The organism is Buttiauxella cochleicola (assembly GCF_021282405.1).
GTDB lineage: Bacteria > Pseudomonadota > Gammaproteobacteria > Enterobacterales > Enterobacteriaceae > Buttiauxella > Buttiauxella massiliensis.
In genome coordinates this window covers 289,874-309,318 of sequence record NZ_JAJSOU010000001.1, presented here as the reverse complement: position 1 = coordinate 309,318, position 19,445 = coordinate 289,874, and the positions used below count along the sequence as shown (strand labels likewise).

21 protein-coding genes are annotated in these 19,445 nt (G+C 47.9%); 6 read left to right on the top strand and 15 right to left on the bottom strand.

The genetic code is table 11. From position 1 onward, the window contains the following. Positions 1 to 22 precede the first annotated feature (22 nt). Entirely contained in the window at positions 23 to 781 is a 759-nt protein-coding gene (yciT, locus tag LVQ79_RS01415) for a DNA-binding transcriptional regulator YciT (RefSeq protein WP_232863637.1), read from the top strand. A gap of 264 nt (positions 782 to 1,045) precedes the next feature. Beyond that, entirely contained in the window at positions 1,046 to 1,264 is a 219-nt protein-coding gene (gene osmB / locus LVQ79_RS01410; protein WP_034455440.1) for an osmotically-inducible lipoprotein OsmB, read from the top strand. 138 nt (positions 1,265 to 1,402) lie between these two features. On the opposite strand, the gene yciH is transcribed toward osmB, so the two are convergent. From yciH to pgpB, 5 genes are all read right to left on the bottom strand, one after another. Beyond that, positions 1,403 to 1,729 carry a stress response translation initiation inhibitor YciH gene (gene yciH / locus LVQ79_RS01405; protein ID WP_151993608.1) on the bottom strand — a complete coding sequence of 109 codons (327 nt, stop codon included), beginning with the start codon at positions 1,727 to 1,729 and terminating at the stop codon, positions 1,403 to 1,405. Continuing rightward, positions 1,729 to 2,466 carry an orotidine-5'-phosphate decarboxylase gene (gene pyrF, locus LVQ79_RS01400; RefSeq protein WP_232863636.1) on the bottom strand — a complete coding sequence of 246 codons (738 nt, stop codon included), beginning with the start codon at positions 2,464 to 2,466 and terminating at the stop codon, positions 1,729 to 1,731. Before pyrF ends, yciH begins: the two co-directional genes overlap by 1 nt. A gap of 194 nt (positions 2,467 to 2,660) precedes the next feature. Beyond that, a complete protein-coding gene (gene lapB / locus LVQ79_RS01395; RefSeq protein WP_151993610.1) occupies positions 2,661 to 3,830 on the bottom strand; it encodes a lipopolysaccharide assembly protein LapB in 1,170 nt (389 codons plus the stop codon). Positions 3,831 to 3,836: 6 nt separating this feature from the next. Continuing rightward, a complete protein-coding gene (locus tag LVQ79_RS01390; protein WP_151993611.1) occupies positions 3,837 to 4,142 on the bottom strand; it encodes a LapA family protein in 306 nt (101 codons plus the stop codon). Positions 4,143 to 4,284: 142 nt separating this feature from the next. Beyond that, entirely contained in the window at positions 4,285 to 5,049 is a 765-nt protein-coding gene (pgpB, locus tag LVQ79_RS01385) for a phosphatidylglycerophosphatase B (RefSeq protein WP_232863635.1), read from the bottom strand. A 208-nt stretch (positions 5,050 to 5,257) separates the two neighbouring features. Here pgpB and ribA point away from each other — a divergent pair, with 208 nt between their 5' ends. Then, positions 5,258 to 5,851, top strand: a complete 594-nt coding sequence (gene ribA / locus LVQ79_RS01380; RefSeq protein WP_034455434.1) for a GTP cyclohydrolase II — start codon at positions 5,258 to 5,260, stop codon at positions 5,849 to 5,851. A gap of 35 nt (positions 5,852 to 5,886) precedes the next feature. On the opposite strand, the gene acnA is transcribed toward ribA, so the two are convergent. From acnA to topA, 6 genes are all read right to left on the bottom strand, one after another. Further along, entirely contained in the window at positions 5,887 to 8,562 is a 2,676-nt protein-coding gene (acnA, locus tag LVQ79_RS01375) for an aconitate hydratase AcnA (protein ID WP_232863634.1), read from the bottom strand. A 177-nt stretch (positions 8,563 to 8,739) separates the two neighbouring features. After that, entirely contained in the window at positions 8,740 to 8,838 is a 99-nt protein-coding gene (gene ymiC / locus LVQ79_RS22510; protein ID WP_279586320.1) for a small membrane protein YmiC, read from the bottom strand. A 162-nt stretch (positions 8,839 to 9,000) separates the two neighbouring features. Continuing rightward, positions 9,001 to 9,171, bottom strand: coding sequence for a YciX family protein (locus LVQ79_RS01370; protein WP_232863633.1), 171 nt, complete (start codon positions 9,169 to 9,171; stop codon positions 9,001 to 9,003). A gap of 2 nt (positions 9,172 to 9,173) precedes the next feature. Further along, positions 9,174 to 9,335 (bottom strand): YmiA family putative membrane protein, encoded by a 162-nt coding sequence (locus LVQ79_RS01365; protein ID WP_074388631.1) that lies wholly within the window; start codon positions 9,333 to 9,335, stop codon positions 9,174 to 9,176. Between the two features lie 318 nt (positions 9,336 to 9,653). Further along, positions 9,654 to 10,628 (bottom strand): HTH-type transcriptional regulator CysB, encoded by a 975-nt coding sequence (cysB, locus tag LVQ79_RS01360; protein ID WP_064511628.1) that lies wholly within the window; start codon positions 10,626 to 10,628, stop codon positions 9,654 to 9,656. Between the two features lie 192 nt (positions 10,629 to 10,820). Further along, positions 10,821 to 13,418: a type I DNA topoisomerase gene (gene topA, locus LVQ79_RS01355; protein ID WP_232863632.1), complete on the bottom strand. Its 2,598-nt coding sequence runs from the start codon at positions 13,416 to 13,418 to the stop codon at positions 10,821 to 10,823. A 403-nt stretch (positions 13,419 to 13,821) separates the two neighbouring features. Between topA and LVQ79_RS01350 the strand changes: the two genes are divergently transcribed. Beyond that, positions 13,822 to 14,073: a YciN family protein gene (locus LVQ79_RS01350; protein WP_034455430.1), complete on the top strand. Its 252-nt coding sequence runs from the start codon at positions 13,822 to 13,824 to the stop codon at positions 14,071 to 14,073. A 51-nt stretch (positions 14,074 to 14,124) separates the two neighbouring features. Here the strand turns inward: LVQ79_RS01350 and sohB are convergent, their stop codons facing one another. Next, positions 14,125 to 15,174 carry a protease SohB gene (gene sohB, locus LVQ79_RS01345; protein WP_232863631.1) on the bottom strand — a complete coding sequence of 350 codons (1,050 nt, stop codon included), beginning with the start codon at positions 15,172 to 15,174 and terminating at the stop codon, positions 14,125 to 14,127. Positions 15,175 to 15,434: 260 nt separating this feature from the next. Here sohB and LVQ79_RS01340 point away from each other — a divergent pair, with 260 nt between their 5' ends. Together LVQ79_RS01340 and cobO are read left to right on the top strand one after the other, a co-directional pair. Beyond that, on the top strand, positions 15,435 to 16,196 hold the full coding sequence (locus tag LVQ79_RS01340) for a YciK family oxidoreductase (RefSeq protein WP_232863630.1): 762 nt from the start codon (positions 15,435 to 15,437) through the stop codon (positions 16,194 to 16,196). Beyond that, positions 16,193 to 16,783, top strand: a complete 591-nt coding sequence (cobO, locus tag LVQ79_RS01335) for a cob(I)yrinic acid a,c-diamide adenosyltransferase (RefSeq protein WP_232863629.1) — start codon at positions 16,193 to 16,195, stop codon at positions 16,781 to 16,783. The genes LVQ79_RS01340 and cobO overlap by 4 nt, the downstream gene beginning before the upstream one ends. A gap of 35 nt (positions 16,784 to 16,818) precedes the next feature. Here the strand turns inward: cobO and rluB are convergent, their stop codons facing one another. From rluB to rnm, 3 genes are all read right to left on the bottom strand, one after another. Further along, positions 16,819 to 17,703 carry a 23S rRNA pseudouridine(2605) synthase RluB gene (rluB, locus tag LVQ79_RS01330; RefSeq protein ID WP_064511633.1) on the bottom strand — a complete coding sequence of 295 codons (885 nt, stop codon included), beginning with the start codon at positions 17,701 to 17,703 and terminating at the stop codon, positions 16,819 to 16,821. A 95-nt stretch (positions 17,704 to 17,798) separates the two neighbouring features. Then, entirely contained in the window at positions 17,799 to 18,419 is a 621-nt protein-coding gene (locus LVQ79_RS01325; RefSeq protein ID WP_034455425.1) for an L-threonylcarbamoyladenylate synthase, read from the bottom strand. Positions 18,420 to 18,430: 11 nt separating this feature from the next. Next, on the bottom strand, positions 18,431 to 19,342 hold the full coding sequence (gene rnm, locus LVQ79_RS01320) for an RNase RNM (RefSeq protein WP_370639815.1): 912 nt from the start codon (positions 19,340 to 19,342) through the stop codon (positions 18,431 to 18,433). Between the last annotated feature and the right edge of the window lie 103 nt (positions 19,343 to 19,445).

The following is a 19,445-nucleotide window of genomic DNA, read 5'->3' as shown; positions in this document are numbered from 1 at the left end:
CGCCGCCTAACAATTGGCTGACATGAACTCCAGACAACAAATTATTTTACAGATGGTGATTGATCAAGGCCGCATGAGTGTGGCCGATCTTTCAAAAAAAACCGGTGTTTCAGAGGTAACCATTCGCCATGATCTCAATCTCCTGGAGAAGAAAAGTTACCTGAAACGTGCTCACGGTTATGCCGTTCCGCTAGATAGTGAAGATGTCGAAACCCGAATGATGAACAATTATTCGTTGAAACGTCATCTTGCTGATTTTGCCGCAACATTGGTAAACGATGGTGAAACAATTTTTATCGAAAATGGCAGTTGCAATGCACTGCTGGCTCGCGCGTTAGCCGAGCAGAAAAAAATCACCCTGATTACCGTCAGCAGCTACATTGCGCATCTTTTGAAAGATACCGATTGTGAAGTTGTGTTGCTTGGTGGCATTTACCAGAAGAAAAGTGAAAGCATGGTTGGCCCTCTGACGCGGCAATTTATCCAGCAAGTGCACTTCAGCAAAGCATTTATCGGTATCGACGGCTTTTTACCGGAAACCGGATTTACCAGCCGCGACATGATGCGCGCTGATGTGGTTAACACCGTGCTAGAAAAAGGTAGTGAAACTATTGTACTGACTGATAGCTCTAAATTTGGTGCTATGCACCCATACACTCTCGGCCCGATCTCGCACATTAACCGCGTCATTACAGACGATGCGCTTAGCGGAGTCGCTAGTCAACAATTGCAGGACACAGGGATACAGGTGAATATTGTTAAACAATTCCCGATCGCCTGAGAATCTTTTTAGCTGCCTGCGGCCCAGCAGGCAGTTCTCTTATCAGAATTATCCTGCCTATCCTTTAAGATTATTTACCTATTGTTATTTCCAATACAAATTAGAATATTTATCAGCGATATAACAGGAAGTGACAATCACTGTGGTTATCTTTTAGGTCTTATATCGTCATGCAGTTTCGCGGAACGCTCTTTAAGTTGGTTAATTGCCACTATACTTAATCAGAGACTATTTCCGTGAATCAATAATTCAGGAGAAAGTATTATGACCTTAAATAACAAAAAAATTGCTGCCGTTGTGCTGGCTTTAACCGTTGCTACATCTCTGAGCGCCTGCTCCAACTGGTCCAAACGTGACCGTAACACAGCGATTGGCGCAGGTGCCGGCGCTGTTGGTGGCGCTGTCTTAACTGACGGTAGTGCATTGGGTACGTTAGGTGGTGCAGCTGTAGGTGGTATTATCGGTCATCAAGTAGGTAAATAAAGCTTGATACCAGAAAAAGCATAAATGCTTTTACAAATTATAAAATCTTTAATATTCAGGTCTGACTTTCAGCAGTCATAATAAAAGGCCACGGTATATTTACCGTGGCCTGATTATTTGTATTATATCTTAAACGAATCAACCACCTGCTAATTTTACCTTCATACCTTTAGCTTCCAGCAGCGATTTAATCAGATCGCGTTTATCACCCTGAATCTCAATAACACCATCTTTTAGCGAACCACCACAACCACATTTTTTCTTAAGTTCAGCAGCTAATGTGGCAAGTTCAGCATCATCCGCATCAATACCGGTGATCAAACAAACACCTTTGCCTTTACGGCCACTGGTTTGTCTTTGGATCCGCACAACCCCATCACCTTTTGGGCGAACGGGAGCCGATGCAGGCTCATCAATACGACCTGTTTCAGTTGAGTAAACTAAACGGCTGTTATCGTCTTTCATCATTCACCTTGCAGCAATGAAGCGCGGATATCACGCAGGGTCTGAGACGGATTTGCAGATTGGGTGATCGGGCGCCCAATTACCATGAAGTCTACACCTGCCGTTTGTGCTTGCTGCGGAGTCATGATGCGGCGCTGATCGCCTGCATCGCTTCCAACCGGGCGAATGCCTGGTGTAACGAGCTTAAATGATTGGCCCAATTCACTCTTGAAACGCACAGCTTCCTGAGCAGAACAAACCACACCATCTAATCCACAATTTTGTGTCAAACGGGCCAGACGCTCAGCGTGTTCGGCTGGAGTGGCAGCAATGCCGAGATCGGCCAGATCGCTTGCTTCCATGCTGGTCAAAACAGTCACAGCAATCAGTAATGGCGCATCGTTGCCAAATGGCAGCAGAGCTTCACGTGCAGCCATCATCATACGTGCTCCACCGCTGGCATGAACGTTCACCATCCAGACACCGAGTTCTGCCGCAGCGGCAACTGCATGTGCCGTCGTATTCGGAATATCGTGAAATTTCAGATCGAGAAATACGTCAAAACCACGCGCCTGAATATCTCGCACCAGTTGCGGTCCAAACAGAGTAAACATCTCTTTGCCCACTTTTAGACGGCAATCACGTGGGTCGATGCGATCGATGAATGCTAAGGCTTTATCACGATTATCGTAATCAAGTGCGACGACAATAGGAGAATCGGTGGCAACACGGGAGGATGATGATGCAGTTGATTTCATGGCTAAACCTTCTGATGTTGGACAGCACTGCGCCGCAAAGAGATAAACGGCAAGCATTCTACTCGTGGTACACACAAAATTACAGTTGCCATTACACCCTGCGAGGCATAATTAACTCGATGCAGAGGTGAGTTTTATAAGAAAGATCACTAGTATGTTGTAACTAAAATATCTCTTTTTTTTATAAATACCGGTTACTGCCCATCCAGGCCGCGGATAGGTTTAATCGTTGACCATGCCCGGCAAGAAGGACAATGCCAATAAAGAGTAAAAGCCGTGAAGCCACATTTCTGACAACGATAGCGCGGTTTAGTACGAACCTGTTCACCAACCATGTCACGAAGCACCATCAGGCTCTCTTTTGCACGCCCCTCTTCTGCTTCCTGCAAGTGGTAATCCATCAGGCGATGGAACACACGCATAGTGGGATGACGCTGGAGCTGGCGGTTGATATAAACTTGCGCGACTTCAGACCCCTCTTTATGTTCGAGAATCTCAGCCAGCATCAACTCTGCACCTGCTCCGGTGTTTTCTTCAACACAGCGTTTTAAGAACGCTTCCCACTCTTGTGGTTTATTTAATTGCAGATAGCAGGTCTGTAGCATTTCCAGCGTTTCGCTGACTAATTCGCTATCTTGATCAATAACGCGCTGCAATGTCTCAACAGCTTTTGCATATTCGTTACGAGCCATGAAGATGCGGCCCATCATGATAGATATGCGCGCACAATTTTTATCGGCAGCAGCCCCTTTCTTAAGCAGCGACATGGCTCGATCAAGGTCGTCGCTCCCCATCAATTGCACCGCCTGCTCACAATAGAAGTGGGCAATTTCAGTACGCTGTTTATCTTTCCCGAGCTTGACCAAACGTTCTGCTACTTCAATAGCTTTTTGCCAATCGCTGGTTGCCTGGTGAATCAGCAACAATTGTTGCAACGCGCCAATTCGGAAGTCAGTTTCATCGATCAACTGGGCAAACATATCTTCAGCGCGGTCGTACAATCCCGCCGCCATATAATCACGGCCCAACTGCTGTACAGCCAGCAAACGCTGCTCGTAGGTTAGTGAAGCACTTTCCATTAAAGACTGGTGGATACGGATAGCGCGGTCGACTTCACCACGAGAGCGGAACAGGTTACCAAGCGTAAGGTGGGCTTCAACGGTACTGGTATCTTCCTTGAGCATATCGAGGAACAGATCAACAGCTTTATCTTGCTGGTTTGACAGCAAGAAGTTAACCCCCGCCACGTAGTCACGCGACAGGCGATTAGCCTCTTGTTGTTTATCTTGTTGTGCGCTTCTTCGCCCCATGTACCAGCCGTAGGCGGCAGCAATAGGAAGTAGCAGAAACAACAATTCCAGCATGGCAGGTTATTCCTTCACAGCCGGTACAACAGCCGCAGTTACATCAGATTCTGTAGTAATTTGCTGCTCCAGGCGTTTAATTTTACGATCGGCGCGCGCAAGTGATACCCGCAGGCGCAACCAGAACAGGCCACAAATCAGCCAGCCCAGTAAAAAACCCGCAGCAAAAAGAGTCGCCAACAAAGTGGAGACACGGTATTCGCCTTGTGCCAACAGATAGTTGAAATTAACTACCTGATCGTTTTGCGCGCCCAGAGTGACAGAAATCACAAAAATCGCTAGCACCAGTAAGAAAATGAATAAGTATTTCACATTACTTCCCGTCATGTGGTCTTACGCGACTAAATTATGCCCGAATGCTTTTACCCAACGGTATAAACTACCATTTCCCGGGTGTTCGGGGAATCCATAGAGAGCGTCCAATTCATAAGAAATGGGGATTAAATCAATAATCTCAAGGCTCATCATCCCGTTCGGCTATTTCATCAGCTTCTTGCGGCGGCGGTGAAAGCGGGCCGCATAATTTTTGAGCAAGCCAGGTTGCCAATGTTATCAACGCCCAGGAGATGATTGTGGCTACCACTAAATCCCGTGGCCAATGCATCCCGAGAAGCAACCGGCTGCCCATTACACCTGTTGCCCAAACTAACAGCAAAGCAATTGTCAAAGTTCGCCTGCGAGGCCACAACAATCCAACACCCAATAAGGCCCAACTTGCCGCAAACATCGTGTGTCCTGACGGAAACGCAAAACCGGTCTCTTTTTGCCAGTGTTTACGTAACCAACCCGGGACTTCCTGTTGCGTTTCAAGCTGGTTTTTTACCAGTTCGCTACGCTGCTTACGCTTTAAATTGTAGAACTCATCAGTTGGAATATGTTGCGTTTTTTCCAGCCACACAACAAACGGACGCGGTTCCTGCACTTTATCTTTGATGACAGATTTAACGCCCTGCCCAATAAGGATAGCCGCACCGAGTATGGCAAATAGCATCAGTGCTGCTTTTAAGCGAAACCTCAGGCACCATAAAAACCAACCGCACAGCAAAACATGAGTAATAATGCCCCAGGGCTGGGTTACGGTTTCGGTCACCCAATACATCATTTTAAGCCAGACACTATTTCCACCGGGAACCCACTGCCACCCCGAAATCCATACGGCTAAAGGCATGATTAACAGTATTCCGGCACCCATTGTCGTTCGCTTTGCTATTGCCCGCATCACTTATCCTTATGCAATTTGAATATCAAGAATACCTGAAAAAGCGCACCGATGGGAAAACGTAGAGTAACGCATAGCGTAAAAATAGGAGCCGTGGCAGTCAATTAGGTGAAGTACCCGCCGTTGTGGCAAAATAGCCAGAAGTAATTAAACAAGCCAGACAGCTGGCAGGCGCGATGAGTGCCAACATAAGTACCTGGAGAATCACATGCAGCTTAAACGTGTGGCAGAAGCCAAACTGCCAACCCCATGGGGCGATTTCCTGATGGTGGGCTTTGAAGAACTGGCAACTGGACAAGACCACGTTGCTCTGGTTTTTGGTGATATTAGCGGGAATGATTCTGTTCTGGCGCGAGTACATTCTGAGTGTCTGACGGGAGATGCCCTATTCAGCCTGCGCTGCGATTGCGGTTTCCAGCTTGAAGCAGCTCTTTCCCAGATTGCAGAAGAAGGCCGCGGTATTTTGTTATATCACCGTCAAGAAGGCCGTAACATTGGTCTGCTTAACAAAATCCGCGCCTATGCATTGCAGGATAAAGGCTACGATACGGTCGAAGCCAACCACCAGCTCGGCTTTGCCGCCGATGAACGTGACTTCACGCTGTGTGCTGACATGTTTAAGCTATTAAGTGTTGATGCTGTACGGTTGTTGACCAATAACCCACGCAAGGTAGAAATTCTCAGTGAAGCGGGAATTAATATCGTTGAACGTGTGCCGCTGATTGTCGGCCGTAATCCGAAAAACGCGCATTACCTGGATACTAAGGCCGCCAAAATGGGCCATTTGCTATCTGAAGATTAAGAGATTTCTCCCCCATCGCTGGGGGAGATTTTTGTCTAATTTAGCATGTTGCGAATAACGTAATGCAGGATGCCGTCATTTTTGAAGTATGTTAGTTCATTGCCGGTATCAATACGGCAGCGGCACTCCACCACCTCTTTTCTACCATCGGCGAAGGTTAATATCACCGGAACCGTAGCGCCAGGCGTCAGATCGTTGAGCCCACTGATATCAATAAACTCCTCACCGGTCAGTCCTAACGTTTTACGAGTCACTCCCTGTGGGAACTCCAGTGGCAAAATACCCATGCCAATCAAGTTTGAACGGTGGATACGCTCAAATGACTCAGCGATAACCACTCGCACCCCTAGCAGACGCGGGCCTTTTGCCGCCCAGTCACGGCTGGAACCGGAGCCATACTCTTTACCGGCAAACACCGCGAGCGGAATGCCTTTGTCGCGATATTTCATTGCAGCGTCATAAATTGAGATGACTTCATCGCCAGGTAGCAAACGCGTCATTCCCCCTTCAACACCCGGCACCATTTCGTTACGGATGCGAATGTTGGCGAAAGTCCCACGCATCATCACTTCGTGGTTACCCCTACGCGACCCATAGGAGTTAAAATCTTTGCGCTCAACACCATGGTTTTGTAGATAACGCCCTGCTGGGCTATCAGGCTTAATACTTCCGGCTGGTGAAATGTGGTCGGTAGTTACTGAATCTCCCAGCATGGCCAGCACGCGGGCACCATGAATGTCCTGCAATGGTTTCGGCGTAGCTTCCATATCATCAAAGAATGGCGACAGACGAATATAAGTAGAATCACTCTGCCAACCGTAAGTATCTGAATGGTCTACTTCGATACTTTGCCATTCTGGTGTTCCCTCAAAGACTTCAGCGTACTCTTTATGGAACATTTCCGTTGATACCTGTGCGACTGCACGGGCGATTTCCTGGCTGCTCGGCCAAATATCTTTGAGGTAAACAGGATCACCTTTGCGGTCATACCCAAGTGGGTCGGTGGTCAGATTAACGTTCATATTTCCGGCAAGGGCATAAGCCACCACTAACGGTGGCGATGCCAGCCAGTTAGTTTTCACCAGCGGGTGAATACGCCCTTCGAAGTTACGGTTTCCTGACAACACGGCACCAACAGTCAGATCTCCCTTCTTAATTGCCTGTTCGATGGGGTCAGGCAACGGCCCGGAGTTACCAATACAGGTGGTGCAGCCATAACCAACCAGGTTAAAACCTAATTCATCGAGATAAGGAGTAAGTTTCGCTTTTGCCAGATAATCCGAAACAACCTTAGAGCCTGGTGCCAGTGAAGCTTTTACCCACGGATGGCGTTTTAAACCTAAGGTCACGGCTTTTTTAGCCAGCAAGCCCGCCGCCATCAGAACGCTTGGGTTTGAAGTGTTAGTACAAGACGTAATGGCCGAAATAACCACCGCCCCGTCTGGCAACTGATAGCTCTTCCCGCCCATGGTGTAATCCACAGGTGCGCGATCTTTCTGGCTGCTATTTACTTCAAGCTCATTGCTAGCGCTAAAGGCTTTCGGCACGTCACCCAGTGCAACACGATCCTGTGGGCGTTTCGGCCCAGCGAGGCTTGCTTCAACCTCATCCATATCCAGGGCCAGTGTACTGGTAAATACGGGTTCATCGCCCGTATTACGCCACATACCCTGAACCTTAGCATAGGCTTCCACCAGTGCTATTTGCTCTTCACTGCGCCCGCTCAGGCGCATGTAATCCAGCGTAACGGCATCAATCGGGAAGAAACCGCAGGTTGCACCATATTCTGGTGCCATATTGGCAATGGTTGCGCGATCGGCCAGTGGCAATGAGTCCAGGCCATCACCATAGAATTCAACGAATTTACCAACCACACCGTGTTTACGGAGCATTTGCGTAACGGTGAGCACGAGGTCCGTCGCAGTAATGCCCTCCCGCAATTTGCCGTTAAGTTTAAAACCGACAACATCCGGGATCAGCATCGAAACAGGCTGACCCAGCATGGCAGCTTCCGCTTCTATACCGCCCACTCCCCAGCCCAGAACACCAAGGCCGTTGATCATCGTGGTGTGTGAATCGGTGCCCACCAGCGTGTCTGGATAAGCTACCAGCTCATCACCCTGCATTTCGCTCCATACTGCTTTTCCAAGATATTCCAGATTGACCTGGTGGCAGATTCCAGTTCCTGGTGGTACCACACTAAAACGACTAAATGCTTGTTGGCCCCAGCGCAGGAAAACATATCGCTCATGATTACGTTCCATTTCCAGGCGAACGTTTTCTTCAAAAGCATCATCATTACCGAAATGATCGACAGTCACGGAGTGGTCAATAACGAGGTCAACAGGAGAAAGTGGATTAACTTTGGCAACATCTCCGCCCAGACGTTTTACGGCTTCACGCATGGCGGCTAAATCAACCACTGCCGGTACGCCAGTAAAATCTTGCATCAGAACACGCGCGGGGCGATAAGCAATTTCACGATCGGCATGAGCATTCTTCAGCCATGCGGCCAGGGCATGAATATCATCCTGAGTGACGGAGTCTTCATCCTGCCAGCGCAGCAGGTTTTCAAGTAGAACTTTCAATGACTTGGGTAACCGAGTGATATCCCCAAGTTCCTTTGCGGCCAGCGGCAAGCTGTAATAGTGATAGGTTTTATTTAGCGCCTGTAAAGTATCCTTACTGGCCTCTCGTAGGGTTAACGACATAGCTCCTCCGTAAATTTCTTAGGATAGCGGTATCCCTGACTAAGATCAGGGACAGTATTAAAGATAACACAAAGATGTCGTAACGATTTGATAACAACCCAAATTGATAAATTGGGTTGTGTAAAGACAGAAGAGAGATTTGATTACACCCCGGAGGAGACCGGGGTGTTGGAATAATTAGTGAGTAAGCATCCAGACCATGTGGGCCCAAAATGCAAACGAAACGGAAAATACGCTAAGCCATGACCAGTATTTGGCACTACAGTGAGTATCCATAATCCACTCTCTTTATTTTTGGTAAACACTATGACTGAATAATTAATCAGTCTGCTTGAATATTGCTGTGTGTAGTGATTACTTAAAGAGTGAGGTGTTAATCACATATAATAAAAAAGTGTGATTGACCGCAAGTTAAATAAAGGTAAATAAAAATAACTCTTATTGTTCTATATGTTCGTCTGTTGAAAACAGATCGATAAATTCTTTTTGTTGTTGAGTCAACTGCCACGACTCAGGAACCTGAACTTCACCAGATTTTGCTTCTTTCTGCAGCTTGTCATCTTGCTGACGTACACTTTTTTGCACTTTTGTTTGAGCAAGGGTTGTCATAATTACCCCCAAAAATGCCAGGCTGCCAACGCGACAACGAGCCAGAACAGACCTGATACGAGAAACACCGCCATCCAGGCTTTACGCTTAAGCCCTGTTTCCTTTTGCGGTTCTTCACTTCCTGAAGGCATTGCTAACCTCATACAATCGGCACCACTTATCATAAATCATTAAACAATCGGTATAATTAATCGCCAGCTGGGATTAATCCTAAAGAAACTCTAGTACAAAAGCCAGCGAAATTGCTTTCCAGTTGCAGGAAAATATTTAATCTTTTGACCTGAAATAAATAATTGAAACACTAAATTTGCGCAGTGGTTATTTATTATCTACGTTTGTCTCTTAATTGAGACAGATTAACCACTTATATTATGTGGGAAATGAGAGTTTCAAGAAGGGAATAAATATGGCGAGAGGTAAATCATATTCTTTATGCAAATGAGAAGAGGTATCTTTCGCGCATGGAAAGATACCTCGCGATATTATTTTGCTGGTAATTTAATATCTTTAAACATCGCTTCAATATCTTCGTTAGATTTTAATGCTACAGCGGTATCAACCACATCACGAGTCAGATGCGGGGCAAAACGCTGAATGAAATCATACATGTAACTGCGCAAGAACGTGCTGCGGCGGAAACCAATTTTAGTGGTGCTGTGGCTAAATACGCCCTGGGCTTCAATACGCACCAAATCAGGGTCTGATACCGGGTCCACCGCCATGCTGGCAATAACCCCGACCCCTAATCCCAGGCGCACGTAAGTTTTAATCACATCAGCATCAGTTGCTGTGAACACGATACGTGGTGTTAGTCCCGCACGATTAAATGCCGTATCTAATTCAGAACGCCCGGTGAAACCAAAGGTGTAGGTAACCAGCGGATATTGCGCCAGCTCTTCAATAGAGACGGACTCTTTTGATGCTAGAGGATGATCAGGCGTGACAACAATCGAGCGGTTCCAGTGATAGCAAGGCAACATCACTAAATCATCATAAAGATGTAAAGCTTCGGTCGCTATCGCAAAATCGGCATTGCCTTTAGACACTGCTTCAGCAATTTGTGTTGGTGACCCCTGGTGCATATGCAGCGAGACACGCGGGTAGCGCTCGATAAACCCTTTAATCACATTTGGCAGCGCATAACGAGCCTGTGTATGAGTTGTGGCGACGTACAGCGAACCTTTGTCCGGCCAGGTGTGCTCACCGGCGACAGATTTAATAGCATCCACTTTTGAGAGCACTTCGCGGGCAATTCGAATAATCTCCTGCCCGGCAGGCGTCACCTGAGTCAGGTGCTTGCCGCTACGCGCAAAGATCTGAATCCCCAGTTCGTCCTCCAACATACGAACTTGTTTACTGATCCCCGGCTGAGAAGTGTAAAGCCCTTCTGCCGTCGACGAGACGTTGAGGTTGTGATTTACCACCTCTACGATATAACGAAGTTGCTGTAGTTTCATGGCGTTCCATCCGCAGTAAAAGCAGCCCCGACACACGCAGTGGCAGGGGTTCAGACGAGGTGAAATTCTCTTCAACTACTATATCAGTTATATCATCTATGTATAGATTGAAAGAAAAAATAATAATCAGGTTATATAAAAGGATATAAAAAAGCCGGAGCAAATGCCCCGGCTTTTAAATTTTAAGAAGGATTACTTCTTACCTTCAACCCACTTACCATCAACAAAGAATGCTGACCAGCCAGTCGCTTTGCCTTCTTTTTCAGAAGAAACATACTGTTGCTTAGTCTTACGGCTAAAGCGAACTACCGCTTTGTTGCCGTCTGCATCTTGCTGTGGTGCATCAGCCAGGTAACGCAGTTTCTCTGGCAGACGGTCACGGAAGCGGTAAAGCTCTTCCACTAACGGCGCTCGTGTTTCACGCGATTTAGGGAAAGTGTTTGCCGCAAGGAAAACACCCGCCGCGCCATCACGCAGGACAAAATAGGCATCCGACTTCTCGCAAGGAAGTTCTGGCAACGGAACCGGATCTTCCTTCGGTGGAGCAACTTCACCGTTACGCAGGATCTTACGGGTATTTTTGCAATCGTCGTTAGTACAAGCCATGTACTTACCGAAACGCCCCATTTTCAGGTGCATTTCAGAACCACATTTCTCACACTCAACGATTGGGCCGTCATAACCCTTAATGCGGAACTCGCCCTCTTCGATTTCGTAACCATCACATGTTGGGTTATTACCACAAACATGCAGCTTACGTTTTGGATCGATGAGGTAGCTGTCCATCGCAGTACCGCATTTGGTACAACGACGTTTCGCACGCAGTGCGTTAGTTTCCGCATCATCCCCTTCAAGAACATTGAGGACTTCGTTTTCCGGCACCAGGTTGATGGTGGTTTTGCAGCGTTCTTTCACTGGCAATGCGTAGCCGGAGCAACCGAGGAACACACCGGTACTGGCAGTACGAATACCCATTTCACGACCACAGGTCGGGCAATCGATGCTGGTAAGTACCATCTGGTTTGGACGCATACCGCCTTCTTCCGGATCCAGCTCAGCTTTACCAAGTTGCTCACTGAAATCGCTAAAGAAGTTGTCCAGCACCCCTTTCCACTCGGCCTGATTATTAGCCACCTGGTCAAGGCTGCTTTCCATTTGCGCGGTGAAATCGTAGTTCATCAGCTCACGGAAGTTTTCTTCCAGGCGATCAGTAACGATTTCACCCATTTTTTCTGCATAGAAACGACGGTTTTCTACACGCACATAACCACGATCCTGGATGGTGGAAATGATCGATGCGTACGTAGACGGGCGACCAATCCCACGTTTCTCCAACTCTTTAACCAACGAGGCTTCACTAAAACGAGCCGGTGGTTTAGTAAAGTGCTGGCCAGGAATGATCTCAACCAGTGCGAGTTCGTCACCCTGCTCTACAGCTGGCAATGTACGGTCTTCGTCACCTTTACGCAGCGCAGGCATCACTTTCGTCCAGCCATCAAAACGCAACGTACGGCCACGCGTTTTCAGACGGAAATCACCGGCTTGCACAGTCAAGGTAGTGGAATCGTATTGCGCAGGCGTCATTTGGCACGCTACAAACTGGCGCCAAATCAGCTGGTAAAGTTTCTGTGCATCAGCTTCCATGTCTTTGAGCGACTCGGCAACAACACTCACATCAGAAGGACGAATCGCTTCGTGCGCTTCTTGCGAGTTTTCTTTGCTGGAGTAATGATTCGCGGCTTCTGGAAGATATTTCTTACCGAAACTCTCTTCGATATAACCACGTACCATGCTCACCGCATCCTGGCTCAAGTTAGTTGAGTCAGTACGCATGTAAGTAATATGGCCCGCTTCATAAAGACGCTGTGCCATCATCATGGTTTTCTTCACACCAAAACCAAGACGGGTACTTGCAGCCTGCTGCAAAGTAGAGGTAATGAACGGCGCACCAGGCTTGCTGCTGGTTGGCTTATCTTCACGCTCAAGCACCGAATAACTGGCTTTTTCCAGTTCGCTAACCGCAGACATGGTCTGCTCACGGTTAACCGGGCGGAATGGCTTGTCTTTATGGTGACTGACCTGAACCGGCAGACTATCGCCTTTCGGCGTCGTCAGGTTCGCGTCAATTTCCCAATATTCTTCCGGCACAAACGCTTTAATTTCGCGTTCACGGTCAACCACCAGACGCACAGCAACAGACTGTACACGGCCAGCAGAAAGACCACGGGCAATTTTCTTCCACAGCAGCGGAGACACCATGTAGCCCACAACGCGGTCCATAAAGCGACGCGCTTGCTGTGCGTTAACACGGTCAATATTTAATTCGCCCGGCTTTTCGAAGGCCTGTTGAATTGCATTTTTTGTAATCTCGTTAAAAACAACGCGGCTGTAACGCGTTTCATCACCACCGATAACTTCCCGCAGGTGCCATGCAATGGCTTCCCCTTCGCGGTCAAGGTCGGTTGCGAGATAGATATGGTCTGCTTTTTCAGCCAGTGATTTCAGTTCCGAAACCACTTTTTCCTTACCAGGCAGCACTTCGTACTGTGCTTCCCAGTTGTGCCATGGATCGACACCCATACGATTTACGAGCGCGCCGCGTTCATCCTTTTTGACCTTTTTGGTCCCTTTGGTGGAGGCGGAGTCAGCGCTCTTCTTGGTGGTTGATCCACTGGTCGGCAAATCACGGATATGACCGACGCTGGACTTAACCACGTAGTCATTCCCGAGATATTTGTTGATCGTTTTGGCTTTTGCCGGGGACTCAACGATGACGAGAGCTTTACCCATATTCACCTTTACCTAATGTAATTCTTCCAGGAGACGTCGCACGCTAGTTGCACCTTCCACTGACGACGCGCTTTTCTATATTGCGACAGCGTCAATGGATATCAACTCTTTTTTCATCACCAGCCAGATTAAGCGAACATTCGCAGGTGATTGAGATAACGAGTCTTTCGCATCGGTGACATAGCACGACGGAACTTTGGTTGAATGTCAAGCAATTCCGTTGCCAGATTTGCGAAAGCGTCACACTCTACCTGATAAAATGAGTTACGCAACTTTATTAGCATGCAGCTCCGATTCCTGCCAGCACACTAAACTGATTAAATCACCTTAGGTTTACTCAGGAGATATTGCCCTTTGCAGTATAGCGGAAGTACACTACTGCCAGTTTTTAAAGGAGGAAATCATGAAACCGACCACTCAACCTATCGATAAACAGTCGCTAATTATTGAAGCCAACAAAGTTATCCGTGCCCATGAAGATTTCATGCATGGAATGGAAGCAACTGACGTCGAACAAAAAAACGGGGTGCTGGTATTCAAAGGTGAATACTTCCTTGATGAGCAAGGCTTACCTACCGGCAAAAGCACCGCCGTATTTAATATGTTTAAACATCTTGCGCATGTATTTGCTGAAAAATATCACCTGCAAGACTAAACAAAAAAACGAGGCCAAAAGGCCTCGTTTTTAATTACGCGCTGAATTTGATTACAACAGTGGTTTTTCACCACGCTGCCACCAGCGTAGCAAAAGATTATCAAGGCTATTTGCCGCACTACCGGTAAAACGGTCCATCATTTTTTTACGGCGCGTGTAGTGAACGTTGATCACTTCGCGGTCTTTCATCAGATTAATCAGCAAATCATCACTGGTGCTCACTGCATCGATCAAACCTTTTTCTAAAGCTTGAGTGCCGTACCAATGTTCACCTGTCGCCACGGAATCAATATCTAATGATGGGCGCATATCATGGACAAACTGCTTAAACAGCTGATGGGTTTCGTTGAGGTCTTCACGGAATTTCTCGCGCCCCTGCTCGGTGTTTTCACCAAACAGTGTCAACGTACGTTTGTACTGCCCGGCAGTATGCAACTCAACATCTATATCATTGCGTTTTAGTAAGCGATGGAAGTTTGGAACCTGTGCGACGACACCAATCGAGCCAATAATAGAAAACGGAGCAGCGACGATTTTGTCAGCCACACACGCCATCATATAACCACCGCTGGCTGCTACTTTATCCACAGCAACCGTCAGACGTACTTTGCTGTCGCGCAGACGCTGTAATTGCGATGCAGCAAGCCCGTAACCATGAACAACACCGCCAGGACTCTCCAGACGCAGCAGAACCTCATCTTCGGGCTTCACTACGGCCAATACTGCGGTTATCTCTTCGCGCAGGGAAGTAACCTCGTGAGCATCCATACTTCCTTTAAAATCCAATACATAAAGTGTTGGTTTGCCAGAAATAACCGTTTCACCTCGTTTAGCGCGTGCTTTTGCTTGTTTCGCTTCGAGTTTGTGTTTTTTCTTTTGAGCTTTATGCCAGAGTTTTTGCTGATGGCCATCAAGCCTTGCCACCTGCATTTCTTCCTGCATTTCCTGGTATTGTTCACTTAAATTGGTGAGACGCAGCTCACCTCGCTGATGTCTTTTGCGACTGGCAACATTCACAATAATCGTGACAAGAATACCAATAGCCGCAACGACCGTGACAATTTTCGCCAAAAACAACCCATAGTTTGCAATCAGATCCACGCTTTCCGCCTTCCATTCAGAGCATTAAATATCTATCACCCAGTGTAACCGAGCCGTGATTCTACGTCTGTAAGCAACTATAAATGCTGCGAGCCCTCTTCCTGAATGCCTTTAGCAAAATGAAACTTTTGCAAAATGTTAATCAAAGGTATTGTCTCCTGTTGCCTGATTGAAATAACCAGTCCTTTCAGGCATAAAGCCTAAAGGTTATAAATCCGAGAAATAAGACGTGAGCAAAAGCATCGCGCGAGGAGTTGAAAGTGCACTATCAACCGAAAACAGATTTACTGCAAAATCGCATCATTTTAGTCACCGGCGCCAGTGATGGTATCGGACGGGAAGCCGCCTTAACTTATGCACGTTATGGTGCAAACGTCATTCTGCTTGGCCGCAACGAAGATAAGCTGCGTAGAGTCGCCGATGAAATCAACACCAGTAATGGCACCTTGCCGCACTGGTTTACCCTGGATTTTTCCAACGCAACACCCGAAGACTGCCAGAGTCTTGCACAAAATCTTTCAGCTCTTTTTCCGCGCTTAGACGGTGTACTGCACAATGCCGGTATCCTCGGCGATATTTGCCCAATGGATGAACAAGATCCGCAAATATGGCAGAACGTGATGCAGGTAAATGTTAACGTCACCTTCTTCCTGACTCAGGCATTGCTTCCTTTATTACTCAAATCTGATGCCGGTTCGTTAGTCTTCACAAGCTCAAGTGTAGGCCGCCAGGGACGTGCGGGCTGGGGTGCCTATGCGGTATCAAAGTTCGCCACCGAAGGGATGATGCAAGTGCTGGCGGAAGAATATAAACAACATAATTTGCGCGTCAATTGTATAAACCCCGGTGGTACACGTACTGCAATGCGTGCTAGCGCATTTCCCACAGAGGATCCTGATAAGCTGAAAACGCCACGGGACCTCATGCCGCTCTATTTATGGCTGATGGGCGATGATAGTCGTCGTAAAACAGGAATGAGCTTTGATGCTCAACCCAACCGTAAACCAGGAATTTCCGAATGAGTGAAGATCGTTACCAGCAGCGCCAACAGCGCCAAAAAGAGAAAGTCGATGCTCGCGTCGCTGCAGCACAAGATGAACGCGGTATTTTGATTGTCTTTACCGGAAACGGTAAAGGGAAAACAACAGCGGCTTTTGGCACTGCAACCCGTGCCGTTGGCCACGGTAAGAAAGTCGGTGTGATCCAGTTTATCAAAGGCCAGTGGCCAAACGGTGAACGTAATCTACTAGAACCACTGGGTGTTGAGTTTCAGGTTATGGCAACTGGTTTTACCTGGGATACTCAAAACCGTGAAACTGATACCGCAGCGTGTCTGGAAGTGTGGGAGCATGCAAAGCGTATGCTGGCAGATGAGTCACTGGATATGGTTCTCCTCGACGAAATCACCTATATGGTCGCCTACGATTACCTGGTTCTTGAAGAGGTGCTGGCGGCGCTTACACAGCGTCCTGCAAACCAGACGGTTATCGTGACCGGGCGCGGATGTCATCGGGATATTCTTGAAGTGGCGGATACGGTGAGTGAGTTAAGGCCGGTCAAACATGCCTTTGATGCAGGCGTTAAAGCGCAAATCGGTATCGATTACTAGATAAAAAAATCCCCTCGTCAGAGGGGATTGATGTATTAACTGGAGCGTCCACCGCGACGGCCACCACCACTACCCGTGGTTTGCGTGTGGCGTTTCACCGCACGACGAATCTGGTTCGCCTTCATGCGGCGACGGTCTTTTTCTACCGCCACTTTGCTTTCTGTCTCTTCCTGCAACTCTACCAATTTACGCAGGTAGTTAGTTTGCCCCAGATCGAGTTCAGTGTAACCACCACGTGGCAGGCCTTTCGGCAACTGGATGTCACCGTAACGCACACGAATCAGACGGCTAACCTGGACACCTACTGCTTCCCAGAGGCGGCGCACTTCACGGTTGCGGCCTTCAGTCAGAGTAACGTTGTACCATTGGTTAATGCCTTCACCACCGGTAAATTTGATGGTTTTAAACGCGGCCGGGCCATCTTCAAGCTGCACACCACGACCCAGTTGCTTCACTTTGTCGTCGTCAACTTCGCCGAACACACGTACTGCGTATTCACGCTCTACTTCGCGACTTGGGTGCATCAGGCGGTTTGCCAGCTCACCGTCAGTTGTGAAAAGTAATAAACCACAGGTATTCACATCCAGACGACCGACCGCAATCCAGCGCGCACCGCGCAGTTTTGGTAAACGATCAAATACGGTTGGACGCCCTTCCGGGTCATTACGCGTACACAATTCGCCTTCTGGCTTGTAGTAAGCCAACACGCGGCAAATCTGTTCTGCAGATTCTTTAATGGAAATCAGGTGACCATCAATACGGATTTTCAGGGCCTGTGTTACTTCAACACGATCACCTAATTTGGCAACTTTGCCATCCACACTGACACGGCCGGCAGAGATAATGGTTTCAATCTCACGACGGGAACCATGGCCTGCACGGGCCAAAACTTTTTGTAACTTTTCGCTCTTATCGCTCATTGAGCTTCCTCGGGTGTCGCCTTCACAGGCGTCGAATTGGGATAATGAAGCATGTCAGCCCCATTTTAGGCCGCACAGTATAGCCGCAGACGCACTTATAAGAAAGGCTTAGCGTCACCGGCACCTTCGCGGATAACAACAGGTGCATCCTCAGTTAAATCAACAACCGTTGTCGGCTGCTGCCCAAGGTAACCACCGTGGATAACTAAATCGACAACCTTTTCGAGACGGTCCTTAATTTCTTCTGGATCTGACTCGGTAAACTCACTGCCTGGCAGCATCAGCGATGTCGATAACATCGGTTGGTCCAGCACTTCCAGCAACGCCAACGCTATCGGGTTGGAAGGAACGCGTAAGCCAATCGTTTTACGCTTTTCCTGCAACAAACGGCGCGGAACTTCTTTGGTGCCTTTGAGAATAAAGGTGTAATTACCTGGCGTATTATTTTTGATTAAACGAAACGCCACGTTATCAACAAATGCATATGTTGAAAGCTCGGATAAATCCCGGCACATCAACGTAAAATTGTGCCCATCAGGCAAATGACGGATGCGGCAAATGCGCTCCATTGCCGTTTTATCTTCAAGTTTACAGCCCAATGCATAACCCGAGTCGGTTGGGTAAACGATAACGCCGCCCTTACGAACAATTTCAACAGCCTGGTTAATCAGACGCTGTTGTGGGTTATCCGGGTGAATATAGAAAAATTGACTCATACGACTGCCCTCTATTTTGCGATGTGGCCGACATCCCAATTCTGCCAAACAGGTACTACGCCTGCAGGCAGCCAGAGCTTGCGCCCAAGCTCGATCCACGCGCAAGGCATATGGAAATCTGAGCCTTGTGACGCCAGCAAATTAAATTGCTGTGCGTAACTCGCAAGTTGGGTGCGCTCATTGGGAGCTTGCTGGCACTGCGCGACTTCCATGGCATCGCCACCATTTTCGGCAAAGTGCGCCAGCAACCTTTTCAGCCATTTAGCACTCAGGTCATAACGGCCTGGATGCGCCAGAACCGCTTGCCCGCCAGAATGATGAATGACATCAATAGCTTGTTCTATTGTACACCACTGTGGCGGAACGTAACCGGTTTTCCCCTTTGCGAGATATTTCTTAAACACATCAGCCATGGTATTGGCCTTACCACACTCCACCAAGAAACGCGCGAAATGCCCGCGAGTCACTTCGCCACCGTTGGCATGGCGCATCGCGCCTTCCAGTGCTCCGGGGATATGTGCTTTTTCCAGGCGTTCTGCGATTAATGCTGCTCGCTGAACACGGCGCTCACTTTGCTGGGCAAGGAACTCAGCTAATTGCGGATTGTGCTCATCAACACCTAATCCAACAATATGTATTTCATGGTTTTCCCAGATGGTTGAGATCTCAACGCCACTAATTAAACGCAGTGGCAATTGCAGGCGTGATACCGCTTCCCTTGCAGCAGCAATTCCGGCTACTGTGTCATGGTCTGTTATTGCCAGAATGCCAACACGCATTTCAACGGCTCGTTGTACTAACGCCTCGGGCGTTAGCAGGCCATCTGACGCGGTGGTATGGCTATGTAAGTCGTAAATCACCGCTAGTGTTGGTTGGCTCAAAATAACTCCGGGTGTGTTAATAAAATGAAAAACGCCGCTCATGATAGCGATTTTCCTTCATAACTAAAAATCGCTATTGACTTTGATTCATCGAACTAGTTAACTAGTACGCAAGTTCACACGAGAAAGGTATCTGATAATGAAA